General features: G+C 65.3%; 17 protein-coding genes. 7 read left to right on the forward strand and 10 right to left on the reverse strand.

Annotated elements, in window-relative coordinates:
* The first annotated feature begins 47 nt into the window (after positions 1 to 47).
* The 3 genes from allB to uraH are packed head-to-tail and all read left to right on the forward strand — an operon-like array spanning position 48 to position 2,249.
* Complete coding sequence (gene allB / locus HNQ40_RS06910) at positions 48 to 1,346, forward strand: allantoinase AllB (RefSeq protein WP_184677147.1); 1,299 nt, start codon at positions 48 to 50, stop codon at positions 1,344 to 1,346.
* Positions 1,343 to 1,855: a 2-oxo-4-hydroxy-4-carboxy-5-ureidoimidazoline decarboxylase gene (uraD, locus tag HNQ40_RS06915; protein ID WP_184677148.1), complete on the forward strand. Its 513-nt coding sequence runs from the start codon at positions 1,343 to 1,345 to the stop codon at positions 1,853 to 1,855. The genes allB and uraD overlap by 4 nt, the downstream gene beginning before the upstream one ends.
* A 49-nt stretch (positions 1,856 to 1,904) precedes the next feature.
* Positions 1,905 to 2,249 carry a hydroxyisourate hydrolase gene (gene uraH, locus HNQ40_RS06920; RefSeq protein ID WP_184677149.1) on the forward strand — a complete coding sequence of 115 codons (345 nt, stop codon included), beginning with the start codon at positions 1,905 to 1,907 and terminating at the stop codon, positions 2,247 to 2,249.
* 65 nt (positions 2,250 to 2,314) lie between these two features.
* Here uraH and ade read toward each other — a convergent pair whose 3' ends face one another.
* The 4 genes from ade to HNQ40_RS06940 all read right to left on the reverse strand — a co-directional run bounded on the left by ade (position 2,315) and on the right by HNQ40_RS06940 (position 9,606).
* Positions 2,315 to 3,958, reverse strand: a complete 1,644-nt coding sequence (gene ade, locus HNQ40_RS06925; RefSeq protein ID WP_315852766.1) for an adenine deaminase — start codon at positions 3,956 to 3,958, stop codon at positions 2,315 to 2,317.
* 37 nt (positions 3,959 to 3,995) lie between these two features.
* Positions 3,996 to 5,561 (reverse strand): pyruvate kinase, encoded by a 1,566-nt coding sequence (pyk, locus tag HNQ40_RS06930; RefSeq protein ID WP_184677151.1) that lies wholly within the window; start codon positions 5,559 to 5,561, stop codon positions 3,996 to 3,998.
* A gap of 340 nt (positions 5,562 to 5,901) precedes the next feature.
* The gene (locus HNQ40_RS06935) at positions 5,902 to 6,573 is read right to left on the reverse strand and encodes a response regulator transcription factor (protein ID WP_184677152.1); all 672 of its coding nucleotides are present in this window, start codon (positions 6,571 to 6,573) and stop codon (positions 5,902 to 5,904) included.
* A gap of 48 nt (positions 6,574 to 6,621) precedes the next feature.
* Positions 6,622 to 9,606, reverse strand: a complete 2,985-nt coding sequence (locus HNQ40_RS06940) for a hybrid sensor histidine kinase/response regulator (protein ID WP_184677153.1) — start codon at positions 9,604 to 9,606, stop codon at positions 6,622 to 6,624.
* A gap of 84 nt (positions 9,607 to 9,690) precedes the next feature.
* Here HNQ40_RS06940 and HNQ40_RS06945 point away from each other — a divergent pair, with 84 nt between their 5' ends.
* Positions 9,691 to 11,376: an ABC1 kinase family protein gene (locus tag HNQ40_RS06945; protein ID WP_184677154.1), complete on the forward strand. Its 1,686-nt coding sequence runs from the start codon at positions 9,691 to 9,693 to the stop codon at positions 11,374 to 11,376.
* Positions 11,377 to 11,760: 384 nt separating this feature from the next.
* Here HNQ40_RS06945 and HNQ40_RS06950 read toward each other — a convergent pair whose 3' ends face one another.
* The 4 genes from HNQ40_RS06950 to trmB all read right to left on the reverse strand — a co-directional run bounded on the left by HNQ40_RS06950 (position 11,761) and on the right by trmB (position 17,517).
* On the reverse strand, positions 11,761 to 14,496 hold the full coding sequence (locus HNQ40_RS06950) for a dockerin type I domain-containing protein (protein ID WP_184677155.1): 2,736 nt from the start codon (positions 14,494 to 14,496) through the stop codon (positions 11,761 to 11,763).
* Positions 14,497 to 14,749: 253 nt separating this feature from the next.
* Positions 14,750 to 15,832 carry a hypothetical protein gene (locus tag HNQ40_RS06955; RefSeq protein ID WP_184677156.1) on the reverse strand — a complete coding sequence of 361 codons (1,083 nt, stop codon included), beginning with the start codon at positions 15,830 to 15,832 and terminating at the stop codon, positions 14,750 to 14,752.
* Positions 15,833 to 16,225: 393 nt separating this feature from the next.
* Positions 16,226 to 16,735, reverse strand: a complete 510-nt coding sequence (locus HNQ40_RS06960) for a protease complex subunit PrcB family protein (protein WP_184677157.1) — start codon at positions 16,733 to 16,735, stop codon at positions 16,226 to 16,228.
* A gap of 92 nt (positions 16,736 to 16,827) precedes the next feature.
* The gene (gene trmB, locus HNQ40_RS06965) at positions 16,828 to 17,517 is read right to left on the reverse strand and encodes a tRNA (guanosine(46)-N7)-methyltransferase TrmB (RefSeq protein WP_184677158.1); all 690 of its coding nucleotides are present in this window, start codon (positions 17,515 to 17,517) and stop codon (positions 16,828 to 16,830) included.
* A gap of 146 nt (positions 17,518 to 17,663) precedes the next feature.
* On the opposite strand from trmB, the gene HNQ40_RS06970 reads away from it, so the two are divergent.
* The 3 genes from HNQ40_RS06970 (at position 17,664) to HNQ40_RS06980 (ending at position 20,813) form a co-directional block, all read left to right on the forward strand.
* Positions 17,664 to 18,560 (forward strand): hypothetical protein, encoded by an 897-nt coding sequence (locus tag HNQ40_RS06970; protein ID WP_184677159.1) that lies wholly within the window; start codon positions 17,664 to 17,666, stop codon positions 18,558 to 18,560.
* A gap of 136 nt (positions 18,561 to 18,696) precedes the next feature.
* Positions 18,697 to 20,235 carry a sensor domain-containing diguanylate cyclase gene (locus tag HNQ40_RS06975; protein ID WP_184677160.1) on the forward strand — a complete coding sequence of 513 codons (1,539 nt, stop codon included), beginning with the start codon at positions 18,697 to 18,699 and terminating at the stop codon, positions 20,233 to 20,235.
* A gap of 20 nt (positions 20,236 to 20,255) precedes the next feature.
* Positions 20,256 to 20,813: a hypothetical protein gene (locus HNQ40_RS06980; protein ID WP_184677161.1), complete on the forward strand. Its 558-nt coding sequence runs from the start codon at positions 20,256 to 20,258 to the stop codon at positions 20,811 to 20,813.
* Between the two features lie 14 nt (positions 20,814 to 20,827).
* Here HNQ40_RS06980 and HNQ40_RS06985 read toward each other — a convergent pair whose 3' ends face one another.
* Together HNQ40_RS06985 and HNQ40_RS06990 are read right to left on the reverse strand one after the other, a co-directional pair.
* On the reverse strand, positions 20,828 to 21,754 hold the full coding sequence (locus tag HNQ40_RS06985; protein WP_184679195.1) for a histone deacetylase family protein: 927 nt from the start codon (positions 21,752 to 21,754) through the stop codon (positions 20,828 to 20,830).
* Between the two features lie 36 nt (positions 21,755 to 21,790).
* Positions 21,791 to 22,723, reverse strand: coding sequence for an aldo/keto reductase (locus HNQ40_RS06990; RefSeq protein ID WP_184677162.1), 933 nt, complete (start codon positions 22,721 to 22,723; stop codon positions 21,791 to 21,793).
* Between the last annotated feature and the right edge of the window lie 68 nt (positions 22,724 to 22,791).

Raw genomic sequence — 22,791 nt, forward strand, 5'->3', positions numbered from 1 at the left:
TTGGTTGGGATACGCAAAGAACAGGCGACCCCGTAGCATAGTGGAACATGACCACGCCACAAGACCTTTCAATTCGCAGTAAAAGAGTGCTGTTGCCCGACGGTGAATCGCCCGCCACGGTGCGCATCCGGGACGGGCGCATCGCTTCGATCGAGGCTTATGAATCCGAGGCCCCCAACGTTGAAGACCTCGGCGACGCGGTGCTGATGCCCGGCCTGGTCGACACGCATGTTCACCTCAACGAGCCCGGACGTACGGAATGGGAAGGCTTCGCCACCGGCACCGCCGCGGCAAGGGCCGGCGGGTTCACGACACTGATCGACATGCCTTTGAACTCTTCGCCGGTGACGACGAGCGCCGAAGCGCTAAGCAGCAAGCGGCTTGCGAGTGAAGGACAACTCTCGGTGGACGTCGGCTTCTACGGCGGACTTGTTCCCGGCAACGCCGACCGCATGGGCGAGTTAATCGACGCGGGTGTCCGTGGCATCAAGGCGTTCCTCTGCCACAGCGGGATCGGTGAGTTTCCTAATGCGACCGAAAACGACCTGCGCCAGGCGATGCCCGTGCTCGCCGAGCGCGGGGTGCCGTTGCTGGCCCACGCCGAACTCGCCTCGGAGGACGTGCCCGCGATGGCCGACCCGAGGAAGTACGCCGACTACCTCGCCACGCGTCCGCCGTCGTTCGAGCGTGACGCGATTGCGTTGTTGATCCGGCTATGTCGCGAGACCGGCTGCCGCACGCACATCGTGCACCTCGCGGATGCCGGCTGTCTGCCGATGTTGGCCGAGGCGAAGAACCAAGGCCTGCCGATCACCGTCGAGACCTGCCCGCACTACCTCGCGTTCGCCGCGGAGAACATCCCCGACGGTTTCACGCTGGCCAAGTGTGCCCCGCCGGTGCGTGACGAGGGCAACCGCCGGGCGCTGTGGGACGCGTTGCAGTCGGGGCTGATCGACATGGTTGTGTCCGACCACTCGCCCTGCCCGCCCGACATGAAGTCGCTGGAAGAAGGCAGCTTCGAGAAAGCCTGGGGCGGGATCAGTTCGTTGCAACTCGGGCTGTCGATCATCTGGAAGATGGCCCAGGAAGCGGGGCTTGGTCTGCGTGACGTCGCGGCGTGGATGGGCGCATGCCCCGCGCAGCTCGTCGGTGTCCCCTTCGGCATCGAACCCGGCCACCCGGCCCACCTGTTCGCGTTCGACCCTGATGCGGTGTGGGCGCCGTTCCCCGATGACCTGCTGCACCGCCACAAGCTCACGCCGTACCTGGGCATGGAGATGCGCGGCCGGGTGCTCCGCACCTACGTGCACGGCAACCCCGAGCTCCTGGCTGGACAACTCGTATGAACCTGCAAACCCTCAACACCCTGTCCGAACTCGACGCCCAGGAGCGCTTTCTCGGCTGCTGCGGCACCGCGTGGTGGGCCCAGCAGATGGCCGCCTGCCGACCCTTCCAGAACACGCCCCAGCTCCACGACACCGCGGACGCGATCTTCGATCAGATGGCCGAGGGGCACTGGCTCGAAGCGTTCGCCGCGCACCCGAAGATCGGCGATGTCGATTCGCTGCGGATGAAGTTCGCCGGCAACAAGCAGTGGTCGGCCGGGGAACAAGCGGGCGTGGACAACGCGGACGAAGGCGTCTTGGCCGAGCTCGCCGACGCGAACGACGCCTACGAGAAGCGCTTCGGCTACATCTTCATCATCTGCGCTTCCGGGCTCACTGCCGACCAGATGCTCGGGTCGCTGAACCAACGCCTGCGCCACGACCCCATGGCCGAGGCCCCCATCGCGGCGGGCGAGCAACGCAAAATCACCCACCTCCGGCTCGACAAACTCATGGTCGACGAAGACTAAGTAAAGACCAACAGTCGGGTTTCTCCCCTTCAGCGGGTACAATCACCCCATGAGCGATTCACCCCTGACCACGCACGTTCTCGACACCGCCCTGGGCAAACCCGCCGCGGGGATGCGCATCGTTCTCGAACGCGCCGGCGACGAGGGCTACGAGCAGATCGCCGCGGGGACCACCAACCAAGACGGCCGCATCACCGACCTGATCCCCGCCGACGAATTCACGCCGGGGCAATACCTCATCCACTTCGACACGTCCGACTACTTCGCCACCTCGAAACGTGAAACGTTCTACCCCGAAGTTGCGGTGCTGTTCACCGTGAAGGATGCCGGGCAGCACCACCACGTGCCGCTGCTGGTGTCGCCGTTTGGCTATTCGACCTATCGCGGCAGTTAAACACTCTACGTTTAGCACGCGGAATGGCGATCTTCGACCGCCCGCTAAACGTCGTGACCTCACCGTCAAACCCAGAGATCGGCAAAGCCGAACGATTCGCCGTCGAACAGCCCGCGGTCGCTGAGCTTGAGGCTCGGGATGACCAGCAGGGCCATGAAACTCAGTGTCATGTACGGAGCACGCAAATCAGACCCCATCGCCTTGGCGAGGTGGTCGAGTGATTCGTAAGCGTTGGCCACCACGTCACACGGATCAAGCGAAATCAACCCCGCCACGGGCAGCGGCAGTGTTTCGACGCGATCTCCATCCACTGCCGAGAGACCGCCGCGCATCTCGACCACCGCGTTCACCGCCGTGGCGAGTTCCGCATCACTCGCGCCGACGGCGACGATGTTGTGCGAGTCGTGCCCCACCGACCCGGCGATCGCGCCACGCTGCAAGCCAAAGCCCGTCACAAATCCCACCGCCGGCGGAGCATCCGCATACCGGTTCACCACCGCGATCTTCAACAGGTCGCGCGGCGGGTCGGCCAAGGCGGCGCCATCCTCCACCGCGGGCTCAAGCTCCAACGCATGCGTCACCAGCTGCCCATCGATCGCCTCGATCACCCGCAACGACTTACCGGGCTCGGCGGGGACCGCGAAGTCTTCCGTGGACTTGGGCGAGCAATCGAAACGGTTGATCGCCTCGGCGGGCTTGACCTCGAGCTTCGACTCGCGTCCCTGGGCCACGCAGACCCCGTCGATAAACGTGCGCAGCACGTGGAAACCGGTGAGCGAATCGACCTCGATGAAGTCGGCCGGATCGCCGACGCGGAGCTGCCCCACGGGCAGGCCGTAGTGCTCAACGGGCGTGATGCACGCGGCCTGCAACACGTTGAACACGTCCGCGCCATCGGCCACAGCACGACGGACCAGGGCGTCGAGGTGCCCGTGGACCAGCTCGTCGGGGTGCTTGTCGTCGCTGCAGAGCATGACCCGGCCGGGGAACTCATCGATGAGCGGGAAAAGTGCTTCGAAGTTGCGGGCCGCCGAGCCTTCGCGGATCTGGATCGTTGCCCCGGCGGCGAGTTTGTCGAGCGCCTCGGCCTTGGTGAAGCACTCGTGGTCGGTGCTGATGCCCGCGGCGTGGTAGCGCTTGGCGTCGTCGCCACGCAGGCCCGGGGCGTGGCCGTCGACGGGCTTACCCCGCCGCTGCGCCGCGGCGATCATCGCCAACAGGTCCGCGTCGCCCGCCAACACGCCGGGGAAATTCATGACCTCGCTGAGGTAGAAGATGCGCGGATCGTCGAGCAACGCGGTCACGTCTTCCACGCCCAAGGCCGCGCCTGCGGTTTCGAACGTGGTGGCGGGGACGCACGACGGGGCCCCGAACGCAAACTTGAACGGCACGGTCGCGGCGTTGTCGAGCATGTACCGCACGCCGGGCACGCCGAGCACGTTGGCGATCTCGTGCGGGTCGCTCACCGTGGCGACCGTGCCGTGCACCACCGCCGCCGCCGCGAAGTGGGCCGGGGTGAGCATCGAGCTTTCGATGTGGACGTGGGCGTCGACGAAGCCCGGCAGGACAAAGCCCTTGGGTTCGAGGCCGACGGATGCGGGCGCGATGGAAGCGATGCGGCCGTTTTCAACGGTGATCGTCGCCGGTCGCACCGCGCGGGCGGGGATATCAACCAGATGGGTATCGAGCGTAAATGAATGATCGGGCACAACGCAGAATAGCACGGCCCGGGCGGCAAGTCTCGGATCAGTCGTCTTTGGTGTGCCAGGTGATCCGGCAGACATCGCCGACGTAGTGGATGCGGATCATGTTGGTCACACCGGGCGTGCCCAGCGGTTCGCCCTTGACGATGACCACCGCGTCGCCGGGGTTGGCCCAGTGGTTTTCGGTGAGCAGTGTGTCCACACTCTCCAAAAACTCCGCGGTGTCGGCCGGCCGTTTCATGTGGACCGGGTGCACGCCGAAGAGCAGCGCCATCTGACGCAGCGACGATTCGTTGGAGCTGATCGTGATGACCGGCTTGCGGAGGCGGTTCTGCGAGAGGTAGCGCGCCCCGCCGCCGAGTTCGGACCACATCACCACGAAGGCGGGCTCGAGGTCGTTGACGATCGTAGACACGCCGTGGGCCAGCGCCGCGGTGCGGTACTTGGATTCACGCAACTTGGCCGGGGGCTTGGTGGTGCCGGCCCGGCGGTGGGCGTCGTACTCTTCGGTGATCTGCGCGGTGCGGGCCATGGTGTGGATGGCCTGAACCGGGTGGGCACCCACTGCGGTCTCGCCCGAAAGCATGATCGCGTCGGTGCCGTCGAGGATCGCGTTGGCGACGTCGGAGACCTCGGCCCGGGTGGGCGTGAAACTCTGGATCATGCTCTCGAGCATCTGCGTCGCGACGATCACGGGTTTTCCGTGGGCGTGGGCCTGGTCGATGATCTGTTTCTGGATCACCGGCACCTGCGCGAGGTCCATCTCGACCCCCAGGTCGCCGCGGGCGACCATCACCGCATCCGTCTCGTCAAGGATGGCGTCGAGCTCATCAATCGCCTGCGGCTTTTCGATCTTGGACACGATCGGCAGGCGCGAGTGGCTGCGCAGGCCGCGGTTGTCGCGTCCGAGTTTGAGCAGCAGGTCGTTGAGCTGGATGACGTCCTCGGCCTTACGCACAAAGGACAACGCCAGGAAGTCGATGTCGTTTTCGACCGCCCACGCGGCGCATTCCTCGTCCCAGTCGGTCAGCGCGGGGGCGCTGACGTGGGTGTCGGGGAGGTTGACGCCCTTCTTGTTCGAGAGCGTGCCGCCCTCGGTGACGCGGCAGATCAGGCGGGGGTCGTCCGGCCGACGGTTGGCCAGGGGCGGATCGTCGGCGGTGACTTTGTCGGTCACGAGCATGCGGATGGCCCCGTCGTTGACCAAGAGGCGTTGGCCGGGGTCGACATCGTCGACCATCTCGGGGTAGGTCGTGCCGACGGTGACGACGCCGGTGTCGGGGTGGCGGGTGGCCATGACGTCGCGCTGGGTGAACTCGACGTGGTCGCCGACCGCGAGTTCGAGCTTGCCGTTTTCAACGGTGGTCACGCGGATCTTGGGCCCCGACAGGTCGCCGAGGATGCCGACCGGGACGCCGGATTCGGCGGAGGCCTGACGGATCAACTGGACCGATTTTTCGAAGTCGGGAAAGTCGCCGTGGGAGAAGTTGACGCGGAACGCCCGGGCCCCCTCCTGGATCATGCGGACGAGCGTCCCCACGTCTTGGCTGGCGGGGCCGACGGTGGCCAGGATCTTGGTGAGCAACAGCGGGGAGTGAGCATCTGCCATCGGCCCCCACTGTATCGCGGCGGCCGCCCGAGTGCGCCGCGCTCACAAGAAACTGGTCAATAAAAAACAAAGCCCGCGCTCGAACAAAACGCGGGCTTTGCAGGGGGGTATCGATCGGAGTGAAGAGTGTTGGTTTCGCCGCCGCCTCACCAATGCGTGGGGGGGTCAGCCACATCAAGCGAGGCGTCACGCCAAACTGCCGTGAAAAAACGTCGAAACCAACACTGCCCACTCGGAACGAAAGCCTTGGGGCCAAGGCTTGAGGCCGGAACAGTAGTATCGGTATCCACCGCCCCCCTCGCCATGGGGTAGGCACCCCGGTTTTCGATGGCAGATCGGTTTACGCCTCGACCAGGCCCTCGCGGATCGCGTAACGCGTCAGCTCCACCCGGTCGTGGATATCGAGTTTGTTCATCAGCTTTTCGACATGTTTATCAACCGTGCCGTAGCTACGGTGGATCGTCGCGGCGATCTCTTTCTTAGAGAGGCCCCGAGCGAGGTAACGCAGCATCTCCAGCTCCCGGCGGGTGAGCATGTCGGCCTTGGTCGCGGGCACGCCGTCGTCCTCGAGCCGGAGCTGGTTGTCCGGGCCGATGACCAGCCGATCCCGCACGCTGGGCGAGAAGTACGAAAGCCCCTGGGCCGCCTGCCGCACCGCATCCACGACCACCTGCGGCGATTCGTCTTTCGTCAGGTACGACACCGCGTGTGCCGCGAGCGCATCGCGGATGTAGCGGTCGCTGAAAAACGCGCTGAGGAACACCAGCCGCACGTCCGGCGACACCGCGACGATGTCACACGCCGCATCGAACGACAGCCGACCGGGCATGTCCACATCCATGATCACCACGTCCGGCGACAGCTCGCCCACCATCGCCACCGCCTCGTCCGCCGACGCCACGCTGCCCACCACCTCGAGGTCCATCTCGCGGTCCAGGCGTTCGCGCAGCGTCTCACGCATCAGCGTGTGATCGTCCGCGATCAGGATTTTTTTGGGGGCCGGTGCCTGCATGACTGTTCCCCGTGCAACACTGCTCGATCACCCGGGACCAACTGTATTTTACGCCGGACCCGCCCCACCGTCGATTTGTTTCTGCACCACGTTGCAGAAATCTGCAATGCCGAACGGCTTATTCACCAACACCGTGTTGCCATCGATCTGCGGATCGAGCCGTAGATCCACGCTGCCGGTGATCACCACCGCCGGAGTCTCGCAGCCTTCGCTTCGGAGCTCACGCAGCACCTCAAGCCCCGAGCGCCCGGGCATGTCGACATCCGACACCAGCGCGGCGAGCTCTTCGCCATCACGGGTGTAGGCGTCGTAGGCCTGCCGAAGCGCGTGGCCGTCGCCCGCCTGGATCACGCGGTGGCCACGAGACGTGAGGGCCGTGGCGATCACCGCACGGATCTGCGGGTCGTCTTCGCCCAGCAGGATCGGCTTGTCCAGTGTCGGCGGTGGCTTGGGGCCTGCCGCCGCGGGGCGTGCATACCTCGGGGTTTTATTCGACTTCGGCTTGGGCTGCCCGGCGCAGGGCAACTCCAGCGTAAACGTGGTGCCCTTCTGGTGACGGCTGAACACCGCGATCGACCCGCCGTGCTCCTCGATGATGCCCCGCACCACCGACAGCCCCAGACCCGTGCCCGCGTCGGCGCCCTTGGTCGAGAAAAACGGCTCGAAGATGCGCTGCCGCACCGCTTCGGTCATCCCCAGCCCGTCGTCCTGCACGATGATCCGCACCCACTTGCCCTCCGACTCGCCGTCGGTGGTGCGCCGCTCGAAGTCCTCGGCCGCGATCCGGATCGTGCCCCCGCCCGCGGACATCGCGTCGCGTGCATTGATCGCCAGGTTCAGCAGCACCTGCTGCAACTGAACGCTGTCGCCCATCACCGGGCTCAGCCCTTCGGAGGGCAGCTCGATCGCCAGCTCCACCGTGCTGGGCAGCGTGCGATCGATCAGGCGCTGGGTCTGCACGATCACCTGCCGGATATCGGTCGGGCGTTTTTCCGTCGGCAGGTTCTTGCTGAACGCCAGGAGCGAGCGCGACACCCCCGCGGCGTGGTCGATCGCCTCGCGAACCACCGCCAGGGATTGAGCCACGCCTTCCACCCCGCTGACCTTGTCTTGCACCAGCTCCGCGTGCGCCGAGATCACCGCCAACAGGTTGTTGAAGTCGTGCGCCACCCCGCCGGCCAGTTGGCCCACCGCTTCCATCTTTTGCGACTCACGCAACTGCTCGTTCAGGCGGTGCAGTTCGGTGATGTTGGTCAGCGTGCCCCAGATGCGCAGAAGCTTTCCGTCTTCCACCACCCCGGCAAAACTAACCAGGAACCAGCCGGTCTCTCCGTCCGGCCCATGACCGGGGCGGCGCGACTCGGTCATCATCGACTGGCATCCGCTGGCGTGGAACCGCCGCAGGTATTCGAGGTTGAACTCGTCTTCGAGCCGGAAGTTGTCGATGAGGCGCGTGCCCGCGGCGCTCTGCGCCTCGTCGTAGCCGTACATCTGCGCAAACGCCTCGTTGCACTCAGCGATCCTTCCGCCGGCAATCCCCTGCTTCAAGAATTCCTCAAAAGGCAGGTCGATCGGGATCGGCTCGTCGAACTCGCCCCGCCAGACCCCTTCCTGGCTGATGCGCATGAAATCCTGGTAGCGGTCGTTGCTCTCACGCAGGTCCTGCACCAGCATCTGGTGTTGCACCGCGGCCTGCCGGCGGTGGGTGATGTCTTCGACACTGCCCACCAGCTGCTGGATCTTGCCGTCGGCGTCACGGACCGCCGAGGACAACTCGCGGACCCAGCGCACCACACCATCGGGCCGGACGATGCGGTACTCGGTGTCGTCCCACCCGCGCTCGCGCATCACCTTGAGCGATGCTTCGGTGATCTCGCGATCTTCGGGGTGAACGATCTCGCTCCACACGCCGGGGCGATGGAGCATCGACTCCACCGAACGCTCGGCAAGCGTCTCGATGGAAGCATTGATGTAGGTGATCTCGTTCGACTCGGCTTCCATCACCCAGAGCGTGGGCTTCAGGGTCCGCATCATGGTGTCGAAGCGGGCCGCCTGGAGGCGTTGCCGAGCCATCGCGGCGCGGTCCCGAACCGAGAGCGACACCAGCATCAGCACCGCCAAACATGTCACCAAGAGATAAACCTGCACCGCCAGAGTCGAGATGTGATACGCCGCGAGTCGGTCACCGTTGCCGTTGGGCGCAAACGGGCCGACGCCCTGCTTCATCTGGAGCACAAAGAGCACGGCCAACAGAATCAGCATGGTCGTGGTCAACCGGACCCCGAAACGCAGCGCCCCCCAGATCAACAGCGGGTACACCAGGTAAGGCAGCTCCAACACCGATTGGGCTTGATTCGGCAGCGACACCAGCACCAGGCACATCAGCACGAGCAGCCCGAGCAACACCCCGCCTTCGATCCATTGCCGAGGGCTCGGCCAATCGAGCTTCCGCCCCGCCCCGAAGAAGGCCAACATCCAGGGCACCGCCAACACGCAACCCAGCGAGTCAGAGAACCACCACAGCTGGACCTCGTGCCAGTAGTCCAGGTCGGGCTGAACCGCGCGCCAGATCGACACCGACGCAAACGCGCCCACCGCGGTGACACCCAAAACCACCGTGAAAAGCCAACCAAAATCGCCCGGCGTTTCCAGCCGCACCGCCCGGCCACGCCCCAGCCAGAATACCTCCGCGCCCAACCACATCACCAGGTCGCCCACCAACGCGAAAACGATGTACTGCCAAAGCGGAACGTCCAACTTATCGGTCGAGCCGGCGTAAGCCACAAAAACCACCGCCGAGCCCAGCAGCAACGCGGGCCACCAGACCCGGCGCGTCAGCAACAGCGCCCCAAACGTCACGCCTGTCGACAGCCAAACCACCGTCAACTCAGATTCACCCAAGCGGACCGCGTACCCCAGCCAGATCCCCAGCCACAACGCCAGCAGATACAGCACCCCCCAAACCACGACCCGCCCGATCGGGGCACGCGGTGATTCGGTCGGTTTCGACGGGTTGGCTTCGGGCTCCGGCATCTGTCCCCACGCGGTTCAAAAAAGACTCGCGGCAAACGCCTCTCCGATTCTATCGGAGGGTCCACACAACATACACTAGGGATTATGTCGATCCCAAACCTTCCCGGCTCGGCCTCGATCCACGCCGCCAAACGCGGCGGTGAGCTCGCCGCCCAACTCTTCAAGTTCGGCTTCGGCGAAATCGTCTCGCAGACCGGGCTGGCCAAACTCCTCCCCGCCGGACTCTCCCCCGACCCGGCCCACCACAACCGCCCCGCCCCCGAGCGGTTGCGCCTCCTCATCGAGGAGCTCGGCCCCACGTTCATCAAGGCCGGCCAGGTCCTCTCCACCCGCCCCGACCTCATCCCCGCCGAGTTCGCCAACGAGTTCAAAAAACTCCAGGCCAACGTCCCCCCCGCCCCGTGGGAAGGCGACAACCCCGACAAACACGTCCACGCCGCGCTCCGCCAGGAGCTGGGCGACCGCTTCGACACCGCGTTTCAGAAGATCGACCCCGAGCCCCTCGCCGCCGCGTCGATGGCCCAGGTCCACCGCGCCACCCTGGCCGACGGGACCCACATCGTGCTCAAAGTCTTGCGGCCCGGCATCGACGAGGTGATCGCCGCCGACCTCCAGCTCATGGGCTGGCTCGCGGGGTTGGCCGACGGCTACCTGCAGAACCTGGGCTTCGATGCGCCCGATGTCGTCGAAGAGTTCACCAAGCAGCTCGAGCGCGAAACCGATCTCCGCATCGAAGCCGACTCGACCCAGCGCATGAGCGACGACTTCGCCGACGAGCCCGGCGTGAATTTCCCCAAGGTCTACCGCGAGGTCTCGACGCGCGGCGTGCTCGCACTCGAGCATGTCCAGGGCACACTCCTGAGCAGCCTCGACACCGAGTCGATCTCCAAAGAGCAACGGCTTGCTTTGGTCGGCCGCGCTGCGGACGCGGTGTTCCGCCAGTGTCTATCCGTTGGTTTTTTCCACGCGGACCCGCACCCGGGCAACATCTTTGTGGATGTCGACACCGCGTCGATCACGTTCATCGACTGCGGCATGGTCGGCAGCATCGACCCGCGCTCGGCCGAGCAGCTCGCGCAGATCACCCACGGCACGATCGAGGGCGAGCTCGACCGCGTGGTCCGCACCGCGATCCGAATCGCCGACGCCGACCCCACCGTTGCCGACGACCGTAGGTTCCGCGCCGACGTTTGGCGGTTCATCGACAACTTCAAGGGCGGCAGCCTCGAGTCCCTGCGCATGGGCCAGCTGCTCGACGAGTTCTTCGAGGTGATGCGCAAGCACCAGCTGCGCTGCCCCGCGGACATCGTGTACCTCATCAAATCCCTCACCACGATCGAGGGCGTCGCGCAGGAGCTCGCGCCCGAGTTTGATCTGGTTGGCCACGTCCGCCCGTACGTCACCAAGCTCGTGAAGCAGCGCTTCGGTTTCCGGGCCCTGAAGCGTCGGGTGCGCAACAACGCGGTCGCATACGCCGACCTGCTCGATCATCTACCCTACCGCCTCGACGACCTGATGCGGATGGTCCGGCAAAACCGCACGACGATCCGCCTCGAACACCAGAACCTCGACAAGCTCACCAACGAAGTCGAACGCGCCAGCAAACACATCGCCTGGGCGGTGATCCTGGGGGCGGTGATTCTGGGCGCATCGATCCTGGTGCTGGCCGACCAGCGCGGCGGACGAACTTACCTCAGTGTGGTCGCGCTGGTCGCGTTCGTGGGCGCCTCCAGCATCGGGCTGTTCCGGTTGTTACGCCCGCGGATTTAGACGTGTCACGTCTGGCAGACATTGAACTGAACCCACGCCGAAGAAAAAACGTGTGGCACTTTATGCCGCACGTTTGATGATTTGATGGGTTGAAACGAATCAACCGCGTGGTCTGCGCAAAAAGCGGCCCGCGGCGTTCTTGGCTCACTCGCGCTCCATGTTGGGCGAGGATCACGTCGCGGGTCGTTTGGCTCGGACCGCGTTTCTTTTCCCGGTTTGGGTGCGCCTCGTTTAGGTTGGCGCCGCGGGTCATCCGAGTGCTGATTTAAATATAACGCGCGGCGTCGAAAATCCAATGCGTATTTTTCCTGCGAGCAAAATGCGAACAAGTTTTTCGGGTTGGTCACCGGGGCAAACGCTCGCCCCCCCGGCCGGGGCTCGGTTTCAATCCCGTCGACGCCCCAGCAACAGACCGCCCGCCGCGAGCAGCATCGTCAGGGACGCGGGCTCGGGGATCGGGAACGCGCCCGAGCTCAGGGCCGACGTGTTGCCGAAGTTGTCGGCCCAGATCGTGTAGTCCGCCGCGTTAACCACGCCGTCGCCGTTGCCATCGGCCGCGAGATCGGTGGTCGAGTTGAAGCTGTCGGCCCAGACGGTGTAGTCCGCCGCGTCCACGACGCCGTTGCCGTTGTAATCGCCCAGCACGCTGGCCAAGAGGCTGAGGCGGATGTATTCGATGCGGTCCAGGTTGCCGTCGCCGTTGCCCGGACCCGACACGAGGCTGTCGGCGAGGAGTTCGCCGCCGTCGGCCGTATCGAAGAGCGCCACGGCGACCCAAATCTCTTCGGGGATCTCGTCGAGGCCCAACTCGGCGGCGAGGTCGAGGACGCCTTCGAGATAGCCGCCGCCGTTGCCGGTAGCCGATTCGCCCTGGTCGCCTTCAGTGTCGAACCATCCCGACCACCCGTTGTCGTTTTCGTTGGCCAGGAAGGCGTCCCAGCCCGCGACCTGTCCGGACTTGGCCCACTGCGCCGGGCCGAGCTCGCCGGGCCCGTCGGCGAGGAAGATAAAGACATCCGCCCCTTCGCCCCCGTCTTCGGTGGCGAGATAGAGCTGGTCGCCCTCGACCGCGTAGTAGAGGTTTTGGCCGCCGTGGCTGGCGGCGAGTTCGGCCTCGCTGTCGAGCTGGCCGTCCATCGCAAAGCCCGGCCCGTCGGGTCCGGTGCCGCCGATGGTGGACTGACCGACGTAGACCGATTGGATCTCGCTGCGTTCGATGTTGCCGTTGTTGTCCACCGCTTCGACGTAGTAGTCCAGCAGGACTTCCGAGTAGCCGGTGATCATCGCGCTGAAACGCTCGGCCCGGACGAGTGGGTCCAGGATGCCGTCGGGCGGCTCGATGTCGCTGGACGACATCGACAGGCTCATCCAGTCGCCCACCTCGTCGCCCCCGGCGTACGTCTCGTTGTCCGTCGAGTCGAGCGGGTTGAACCCATCGTTGTCCAAGCGGTACTTCAGCGTCACGCTGTCCAGACCCGACACGTCGTAGGCAAACGTCCAGACTTCGAAGTCGCTGGGCTCGGGAGTGTCGCTCCACTCAAACCCGCCGGGGTTGTACGACTCGCGTTGCGGCAGGAAGACCGACGGCGCGGTGGTTTCGTCGTTCAGCGAGGCGAGCACCTGGTTCGCTTGTTCGACCGCCAGGTTGCTCCCGAGGGTGACGTTGCTGTCCCAGCTCTCGGTGCCGTCCCAGTACCAGTGGTCGGATGCCTCGGCCTGGAGCAGGTAGTGCCAAGCGCGTTCGGTCGCGTTGCCGGTGTTGTCGATGATGTTCTGCAGGTCCTGCACCGCGACGTTGTCGTCGGCGGTGAAGACGTGGTTCTTCGCGGCCGTGAGCACCGCCCAGGAGTTGCGGTCGGGCGACCAGCCGGTGTTGGGGTCGGGGTCGCCGAGCCATTTCTTGAACTCGGGGTCGCCGTTGTCGGCCCCGGCCCAGGAACCCGGTGCGATGTGGACCACGTCGTTTTCGTCGACGGGGAAGCGGTCCAGGTAGTCCTGCACGGTGGTGGCGTTGTAGTCGGGGGTGTTGGAGACCCAGTTGACCATGTTGTTGAAGTTGCCGTGGTAGTAGGCCTCGCTGCCGCCGCCGAAGTTGTCGCCGTCGTGGTGGAGGACGACAAACATCGGGTGGTCCGGGTCGGTGTTGAGCTGGCGGTACTGGCTGAAAACCTGTTCGTACTGCAGCGCGCCAAAACCGCCGCGCCCATCTTCGTTGCCCTCGTAACGCGCCGCGGGCACGGCGACGATCTTCTCGATCTCGCCGGTATTGGGGTCGACGTACTGAGCCATGTGCGGGCGATACGCAAACGGCGCCGCGACACGGCTCGGGGCCCAGAGGTTGTTGAGCTGCACCCACTGCTCGTCGGGGAGCGCGGGGTTGATCTGGTCGGCCCGGTTGGGGGCGTAGAGGTTGCTGCCGTTGGTGTGCGGGTAGCCCTGGGTGGCGCGTTCGAGGTGGATGCTGTCGAAGAGCGTCCACTCGATGCCCTCGGCCTTGAGCGCCGGGATCATGCGGGCCGAGAACGCGGTCTCGGCGGGGAAGTAGCCGCGCGACTGGTCTTCAGGTGGGCCGCCGAACTGCTGGTCGACCATGTGCTTGTGCAGCTTGATCTGCATGCGGAGGTCACGCGTGTCCAGAAGCGGGGAGAGCGCGTGGTGGTAGTTGAAGTTCACCAGGTCCAGGCGGGCGTTGCCCTCGGCGGTGTTGAAGCCGCGGGCCTGCTGGTAAGCGCCGTCCCAGTTCTGGAAGTTGCCGTTGCCGTTGGCGGCGAGGGTGTTGAGGTTCTCGACCAGTGAGCCGGAGAACGAGACCTGGGCGCCGAGGTTGGGCTGTCCCGAGCCGGACTGGATCGCGTTGCGGGGCCAAGTGGTGTATGGCCCGGTGCGCTGGTTGTGCACGTCCTGCACGCTGAACGAGAAGCGGCCCGAAGCGTCGGTCTCGAGGATGTTGCTGCCGGGGGTGTAGATCGGCTGGTGCATGTGCCAGAGGAAGCCGAACTCGATCGGGGCGGGCGTCTGCGCCGAGGCCGAGGTGACCAAACCAAGCGCGACGACACCCGGGGCGACGAAACCTCGCCAACCGCCCTCACGGCGGAGCACATCACGGAGACACCTCTTCAAGCCAAACTCCTCAATCCCCGGAGTGTCGAGCGCACAGAAAACAGAGAGAAAAGAACTTTACGTGACACCCGGGCGAAGATCGCCGGGCAGATCGGCCTAATTTAACCGGTTAACCTGCGAAAAACAAGCGTATTTCTTGATTTATCCCCCGCACAGGCCCATTCCACGAAAAAGCCCCCGCCCGTAGAATCGGGTGGGGGCTTTCGAGATCGGGGATCGGCCGAGGTTACAGGTTCCCGTAAAGGGTCGCGGATTACTCAGCGGCCTTGCGCCACGCTTCGAGCGGCTTGAACCAGACCTGCCGGTACTCGCCGTTGTTGTCCGCGCCTTCGATGAAGCCCTGCAGCTCGGGAGAAAGCTCGCCCATCTGCACGATGTGGAGCTTGACCTTTCGGCCGTCGGGGTTGAGCTTGCCCTTCAGGGTGTCGAGGTAACCGCCCCACCCGGTCGCGCGACCGGTCACGAAGATGACCTCTTTGGCTCCGCTGCCGACCGCGGCGTCGAGGCTCGCGCCCAGGCCGCCCTTGCCCACGGGCTCGATCGGCTCGAGGAAACTCGTGAGCGCGTTGCGGCGAGCCGGCGCCGGAGTAAACGGGTTACGTCCGTAGGGGATGACTTTCCCGTCGCTAACCACAAACAGGCTGACCGTCTGGCCGCTGCCGGGGTGGGTGAGGCCGGCGACCAAAGCGGCGCGGGCGTTTTCAGACCAGTACCTGGACTTGGCGATCGAGTCGAGGAGTACCGCGGTGTGCCCGGGCTGGAGCTCGATGTTCATCACATTGGGGGTGGGGTTGAGGAACGGGTTGCTCTTGTCCACGACCGCCGGGGCGACGGGCGCGGGCGGCGGGGTGACCGCGGGCTTGGTCGGCGTGTTGTTCGTGGGCGTTTGAGGCTTGGGAGTAGGCGTTTGGACCGCGGGCTTATTCGCGGTGGTCGGCGTTTTGGCGGGGGCCGGGTCGGTGGCGGCGGCGCGCTGGGGCGACTGGGCCTGGGCGACGGTCACATTGCTCGTTGCGCCGCCACGGCCGAGGATGATCACCAGCACCACGATCCACTGCACGACGAACGTCGCCCAACCCGCGATCGCCAGGCCGACCAGGCCGGGCCGGGGTTTGCGTTGGGCGATCGAGGCGATGGCGCCGCCGGCGGGCTCGGCCACGCCGACGTCAGTGGTGAACCCGACGCGTGTCCCCATCGCGGTGCCCGCGCGGGTTCCCGCCCGGGTGCCCGCGCGGGTGCCGGACTTCGAACCCGCCGAAGACGCTCCCGGGCCGGACTTGCTCGGCGACGCGGGGCGTGAGGAACCACTGGAACCGGGGCTGGGTTTACGGATCATTTTGGGCTGACCTTTCGCGGGATCGCGTGGAACCGAGACGACGGCGCCACAACTTGAGCAACGGCAGATGCCGCCGGCGAAGCCGGGATCGACTTCAAGAGAACGGGAACAGCTTGGGCAGACAAGTTTCAGCACAACGCAGAGACTCTCGCAAACCTGGCCCTAGCGCCAACACTTCAACCGGGGCAACGGCGTATGTTGATTCATCGGGCCAAACGTGCGTCTGCCCGGGTTATCGACACGATAGGAAACCCGATCCAGCCCGATGTCGGCCGATTGGCCCACAACGTCCAAACCGGCACGGTAACTCCCGTCTATTTTAACCCAACCCCCGATCCGGCAAAGCAACAACCGGCCGAATCTAGGGGTTTGCGCTACTTTCGATCGCCGGGATTACTGCAGCGAGGTGATGTCGCTGAGCACCGTCAGGCCCTCGGGCAGCTTCGGTGTCACCACCGCACAGTACGGGAAGGTGATGGCCTGGGTGGCGGCATCGCCCGATGCCGGGGCCTCGGCGGTGCCTTGAACGTAGAGCGTGTCGCCCTTGAGTTGCAGCCCGGTGATGTCCGCGGCGAAGCCGCCTGTGGCTTGCTGGCCGAGGCTGAAGAGCACGACCGACTGAACGCCCAGGTCCACCGGCACACCCGCGTCGGCAAACGCCGCGTCCAGGCCAAGCCCGGCAACCGCGGCTTGGTCCAGGATGCCGACGCCGTGAGACTCGATGGGCATCTGGTCGCCGCTGACCTTGGCGATGATCTGTACCGGCGAGGCGAAGACCTTAGCGGGCGGGGCCGTTTCTTCCGCCGTGCTCGAGGATGCCGACGAGCCTCCGCCGGCGCATCCGAGCATCAACATGGGGGTGCAGGTCAGGGTGGCGGCCAGGGCAACGGTGAGCAAGCGCATGGGACTTCTCCAAGAATAAGGACGTGTGGATCAATATAAACAAAACCCAGTCGGTTCGGCGGCGAATGGGGCTGATCGGGGATTAACGGTGTTTATCGGCCCGGGTCACGCTTGACCAAAATCATCGCCTGAAACTCACGGCCTTCGCGGATGTACTTGCGTTCGAAGTTCGTTCCCACCAACTCGCCCTCGCCCGCCGACGCGGGACGCTCGAACGGCCGACGCTCAAACAGGTCTTCGACCTGAGCCGCGTGTTCCTGCATCCATTGGAAGTAATCGGCGTGGTCCGTCGCCAACCGGATCTCGCCGCCCGGCTGGAGCACGCGGTGCAACTCCCGCAGGAACGGGGCCTGCACCGAACGGCGTTTGTTGTGGCGGGCCTTGGGCCAGGGATCGGGGAAGTAGATGTGCACGCGGCGCAACGCCTCATCCGCCACGTAGTTGCGGACAAACACCGTCGCATCCGCCCAGAGCAGGCGGACGTTGCCTAGGCCATGTCGGCGGGCGCGGTCGGCCGCCAGACGCCAGAACTTCTTGGACCATTCCACCCCCAGGAAGTCGACCTCCGGTTCCAGCCCGGCCTGCTGAACCAGAAAGGTGCCCTTCCCCGAGCCGATCTCCAGATCAAAGCCCGCCCCGGGGCCCTCGGCCTGGGCGGTCCGTTCGAACTTGAACCAGGTCCGCAGGTCCAGCGGCCCGTGGTCGAGCTCGGGAAGGTCATCCTGGGAAAAGCCGTAGCCGGTAACGTCCAGGGATTCGGTTTTCGAGGGGGGATTGGCCATCGGCCCAGCATATCGCGCCAGCAGAAGTTGCTGGAAATCTGCCTTATCGGCACCTACGCTCATAGAACCGGACGTTTTGGACGATGTTGTATTGTCTATTGCAGCGCAGAACGCTACGCTTCGGGCCCGAAGGACCCCAGAAACTCGTGAAACAGAGCCTTTCTCCAAAAGAACTGGCCCAAGTGATTGGGGTCAGCGAATCCTCGCTCAAGCGTTGGGCGGATGACGGCCGGGTGCGCGTGACCCGTACCGCCGGGGGCCACCGCCGGATCACGCTGCAGGAAGCCGTGCGCTTTGCCCGCGAGGCGCACATGCCGATTGTGCGGCCCGAGCTGCTGGGTATCCACCAGGCCGGCAAACTCTCCTCCCAGGCTCGCCCCGTGACCGCTGAAAAAGCCGCGGTCATGCTCGAGAAGATGCTGGTCAACGGCCACACCGACGAAGCGCGGGGCCTGCTGCTGGACCTGTTCCTCAAAGGTAAATCTCTCGCCTGGATCTGTGACGGGCCGATCAATCTGGCGATGGCCCGTATCGGTGAGATCTGGGCCCACAACTCCAAGGGCATCTACATCGAGCACAACGCGATCGACGTGTGCATCCACGCGCTCACGCAGATGCGTCTGCTGATCACCCCGCCCGCGCTCAGCGACGCGGTGCCCGAGGACGAGCCCGCCCGGCCGTACGCCTTGGGCGGCGGCCCACCGAACGACCCCTACCTGTTGGGATCACTCATGGCGGCGTGCATCTGCGCCGAAGCCGGTTACAACGACATCAACCTCGGCGCCAACCTGCCACTGGAATCGCTGGCGGAAGCGACCGAGGAATACCACCCCAAGCTGGTCTGGCTGTCGTGCTCCTACACCGAAGCCGCCCCGTCTCCCAAAGCCATCGATCAACTGGCCGAGCAACTCGGCACCCTGGGTGCCAAGCTGGTGGTGGGCGGTCAGGCCGGGCCGCGCGGCGATGGCGGGTCCGAGAACCTTTGCGTCTGCGACAGCATGGGTGAACTCAGCGCGTTCGCCAAGGGGCTCTTGGCCACCTAAGGGGCAACCCCTCCAGTAAACACATGAATTGCGGGGCCAAAACCGTCGATATCAACAGAGATACGCGGCCACCGGTTTTCCGTTGGCGGTATCAGGGGTTTCGAATCTATCTCTGTCTGTCAAGGCGTTCTGCGGTATGTCCCAATCGACCGAGTCCATCCAGCTCGATAGCAAGGCCAGCGATACGCTCAAGCGCTTGGGTCAGAAACTGCCCGTGCGCCCCGGCCCGCTGCTGGACCTGCTTTCGTGTAGCGGCGAGGACGCGGGAGAGGTCACTGACATTGTCGAGCGCGACCCGGCCATGTCGGCACGGGTTCTGGGTGTCGTCAACTCTGCGGGCAACCGCCGGCTCAACGAGATCACCAGTATCGAACGGGCGGTGCTCCAGCTCGGCCCCGCGCAGGTGCGCACGCTCGGGTTGGCGATGGGCCTGCAGGTCCTCGCCGAGCAGATGAAGCTCAGCCCCGAGATGATCCAGAGCTTCTGGAACGCCTCGCTGCGCAAAGCCGAAGCCGCCCACCTCGCCGCCCAGGTCATCGACCCCGAACGCAAGACCTCTGCCTACGCCGCGGGCCTGATCGCCGACATCGGGCTGCCGCTGCTGATGGGCCTTGACCCCGACTTCTACGAAAACCGCATGCCGCTGCGCCCCGCCAACCAGAGCTGGAGCGACGCCGAGCGGCAACACTTCGGCATCGACCACGCGGTCGCGGGGGCCCACGTCCTGAACGACTGGCACGTCTCGGCCGAGAGCTGCCGACGTGTGCGCAACCACCATCAACTCCCCAGCGACGACGACGACGCGGGCCTGGTGCTGGCCCTGTTCATCGCCGGGCTGCTGCCCCACGACCAGGGCGAGATCGACCCGGTCGACCTGGACCGCCTCATGGCCGTCCACGCCAAGGTCCTCAGCCACGTCTACACCACGCCCGACGCCTTCCTTGGCCACGTGTACACCGAGTCGCAGCGCCGACTCAACCGCGATGTGGATCAGGACTCCGGCGAAGCCCTCAAGCTCCAGCCGTTCCTCGACGCCATCTCGGCCAACACGATCCACCTCGTCACGCAGCTGGCGACCGTGAAGCACTCGCAGTCCAAGCAGAAGGAAGACCTCAGCAACCTGCGCTTCGAGGCCTTCACCGATCCGCTGACCAAAGTCTTCAACCGCCGGGGCTTCTTCAACCTCGCCGAGCAACGCTTCTCCAAAGCGGCCAACGGCCTGAGCGCCTGCTGCATGATGCTCGACCTCAACGGGCTCAAACCCATCAACGACGTTCACGGCCACGACGCGGGCGACCTCATGCTCCGCGGCATCGCCAAGCTCCTGCGTCGTTCGGTCAGCCGCAGCGACATCATCGGCCGGCTCGGGGGCGACGAGTTTGCCGTGCTCATCACCGACATCGACGAACACGGCGCACGCGTCGCCGCCACCCGCCTGCGCGACACCTGCCTCTACAAAAAAGTACGCGTCACCCCCGACCTGACCTGCGACATCAGCTTCAGCCTCGGCGCGGTGTTCCACGAGTGCGTCGGCCCCGTGGTCCAACTCGACCAGCTCCTGGCGGGCGCTGACGAACTCATGTATCAACGCAAACGCTCCGGGCAGGCCGGCCTCATCTTCGCCCATTACGGCCAGGGCAACGGCGACTCCACCATGGCCCCCGCCCCCCACTAAGCCCCTGCCTATCATCCAATATGCAATGGGTGATCTCGACAAGCCTGACGACCACACTCATCGCCGCGGTGCTGTGTCTGTCGGCCACCTTCCTCATGCCCGCCCGGCACGCCCGGGCTCAGGACGCTGAACCCGACGTCGCGCCGCCCGCCCAAGCCCCCGCTCCGGAACTCCTGCCGCTCGAAGTCATCCTCGCGCAGCTCACCGGGCTCCAAAACGCCGGCGACCCCGAAGCCCCGGAAGAAACCGGCATGCGTGTCGTCTGGAACTTCGCCGCCCCCGCCAACCGAGAAGTCACCGGGCCCTTCGAGCGCTTCGACGCCATGGTCCGCGCCCATCCCTTCGCCCCGCTCGTCGGCCACCACAGCCACGAGGTCGCGCACCTCACCCAAGACCCCGAACTGGGCGTCGCCCAGGCTCTGATCGCGGTGACCCATGGCCCGGACCGCGAAACCGCGTGGTTCGTTTGGCGTCTGTCGCGGCCCGTCGAAGGCGAGTCCGCCAACTGCTGGGTCACCGACGCGGTCTACCCCGTCGAACTCGATGACGAGCCCAGCGATCCTGGCCAGATCGCCTGACCCACCCCCAACCCTCACACCCGCACCCGGGCCTCCTCCGCCAACACCGCAGCCGCGGCCCGGTGGACCGTGCTGTGTCGTCGGGCGAGTACCTCGTGGTCGGCGTGGTACCCGCCGCCGATCACGCACGCCACCGGGATGCCGTGGCCGCGACAGCTTTCCAAGACGTAGCGGTCCCGCGCAAGCAACCCTGCATCGGAAAGCTCAAGTTTGCCGAGCTTGTCGTCTACGTGCACATCCACCCCCGCGTCGTACATCACCAGGTCCGGCTCGACACGCTCCAACACCTCCGGCAGCGTGGCCGACAAGACCTCGAGATACGCCCCATCCCCCACGCCCACCGCTAACGGCGTGTCCAAATCCGACGGCACCTTCCGCGCGGGAAAGTTTTTCTCGCAGTGCACCGACCACGTGAACACCCTGGCGTCATTCGCGAACACCGCCGCGGTCCCGTCGCCCTGATGCACATCCAGATCAATGATGAGCACCTGCTGCACCAAACCGCGTCGCAGCATCTCGCGCGCCGCGACCGCCAGGTCGTTTAAGATGCAGAACCCCGAACCGAAGTCGTGGTGGGCGTGGTGCGTCCCCCCCGCCGTGTTGCAGGCCAGGCCGTGTTCGAGCGCCAACTCGGCTGTGCGGATCGTCCCGCCCACCGCCGTGATCGTGCGGTTCACTAGCCCTTCCGACCATGGCAACCCGATCCGCCGCACCGCATCACGGTCCAACGAACCCGACACAAACGCATCCACATACTCGGACGCATGCACCAGCTCCAACTGCTCACGCGTCGCCTTCACCGGCTCGTGAAACTGCTCGGCCGTCGCCACCCCATCGTCAATCAACAGATCGCGCAGAATCCCGAACTTCGGCATCGGAAACCGATGCCCCTCGGGCAACGGCGTCACGTAATCGGGGTGGTAAACGAAGGGAATCACGATTAGAGCATAGCGCTCCAGCGCCGAAAGGGCTGTAAATCAAGTCCTTCCGCTCCAATCACCGTCGGGGTCGATGTCGCGCGCCTTGGCGAAGGCGGCTTTGAGCTTGTTGACGACTTCTTCGCGCAGCGGATTCTTGTTGACTGCTTCGACGTTGTGCTCGGCGTTGACGGTGCTGGTCGTGCCGGGGATGGCGGTGTGGACGCCTTCGTGGGCGAGGGTGAACTTCAGCGCGATCTCGGGCCACTCGACTTCGGGGTGGCCGTGGTAGCCCAGGTCGTTGGGCGTGACCGACATGAGGTTGAACCGGCGGTGGTATTCCGAGGCGTAGTTCTGGTACATGCCCGGCTGGCTGTCGAGGCTCTTCCACGCAGCGTTGGCGATCGGCCGCTTGGCGATCACGCCCACGTCACGCTTCCGGCAGGCGGGGAGGACCGTGTCGAGGTTCACCTGGTCGCAGATGTTGATCGAGGTCTCGATCACCGCGACGTCGGGCAGCCCGGCGGCGTAGGCCGCGGCGGCGTTGTCCCCGGAGTACCCGGCGAAGCGCACCTTGCCCGCCTCGCGGGCCTCGACCAGCGCGCCCATCGCCTCGCCTTTTTCCAGCACGTCCTGGCCACAGGAGTGGAGCAGGCAGATGTCCAGGTGGTCGGTCTTCATACGCTCCAACGAGCGATCGATGTTGGCGGTGATGACCTCGGGGGTGAAGTCTTCGCCCTCGAAGCCCGAGGCGTGGCCGCACTTGCTCAGCAGCACGTAGTCGTCGCGGCGGTGGCCGACGGTCTGGCCGATGGCCTCTTCCGAGCCGCGGTAGCACGAACCGGTGTCGATGAAATTGACGCCGTGGTCCAGCAGGTAGTTGATGACGCGGCCGACCTGTTCGATCTCGGTGTCGAGCATGCCGATGGGCGCTGCGCCGAAGCCGAGTTCGCTTACGGAGAGTTCGGTTTGACCCAGTGTGGTCTGTTGCATGCGGGCATTCTACGCGATGCCCTGCGCGGTGTTGGGCGGGAACGAGGCCCAAGCGTCGCGCTAAAAAA

This window comes from Algisphaera agarilytica (genome assembly GCF_014207595.1).
Lineage (GTDB): Bacteria > Planctomycetota > Phycisphaerae > Phycisphaerales > Phycisphaeraceae > Algisphaera > Algisphaera agarilytica.

Coding starts and splice junctions, on each gene's coding strand:
- uraH (WP_184677149.1), top strand. CDS start 1,905: ATGAGCGATTCACCCCTGACCACGCACGTTCTCGACACCGCCCTGGGC.
- HNQ40_RS06955 (WP_184677156.1), bottom strand. CDS start 15,832: ATGATCCGTAAACCCAGCCCCGGTTCCAGTGGTTCCTCACGCCCCGCG.
- HNQ40_RS06980 (WP_184677161.1), top strand. CDS start 20,256: ATGCAATGGGTGATCTCGACAAGCCTGACGACCACACTCATCGCCGCG.
- uraD (WP_184677148.1), top strand. CDS start 1,343: ATGAACCTGCAAACCCTCAACACCCTGTCCGAACTCGACGCCCAGGAG.
- pyk (WP_184677151.1), bottom strand. CDS start 5,561: ATGGCAGATGCTCACTCCCCGCTGTTGCTCACCAAGATCCTGGCCACC.
- allB (WP_184677147.1), top strand. CDS start 48: ATGACCACGCCACAAGACCTTTCAATTCGCAGTAAAAGAGTGCTGTTG.
- HNQ40_RS06945 (WP_184677154.1), top strand. CDS start 9,691: ATGTCGATCCCAAACCTTCCCGGCTCGGCCTCGATCCACGCCGCCAAA.
- HNQ40_RS06940 (WP_184677153.1), bottom strand. CDS start 9,606: ATGCCGGAGCCCGAAGCCAACCCGTCGAAACCGACCGAATCACCGCGT.
- HNQ40_RS06975 (WP_184677160.1), top strand. CDS start 18,697: ATGTCCCAATCGACCGAGTCCATCCAGCTCGATAGCAAGGCCAGCGAT.
- HNQ40_RS06935 (WP_184677152.1), bottom strand. CDS start 6,573: ATGCAGGCACCGGCCCCCAAAAAAATCCTGATCGCGGACGATCACACG.
- HNQ40_RS06990 (WP_184677162.1), bottom strand. CDS start 22,723: ATGCAACAGACCACACTGGGTCAAACCGAACTCTCCGTAAGCGAACTC.
- HNQ40_RS06960 (WP_184677157.1), bottom strand. CDS start 16,735: ATGCGCTTGCTCACCGTTGCCCTGGCCGCCACCCTGACCTGCACCCCC.
- trmB (WP_184677158.1), bottom strand. CDS start 17,517: ATGGCCAATCCCCCCTCGAAAACCGAATCCCTGGACGTTACCGGCTAC.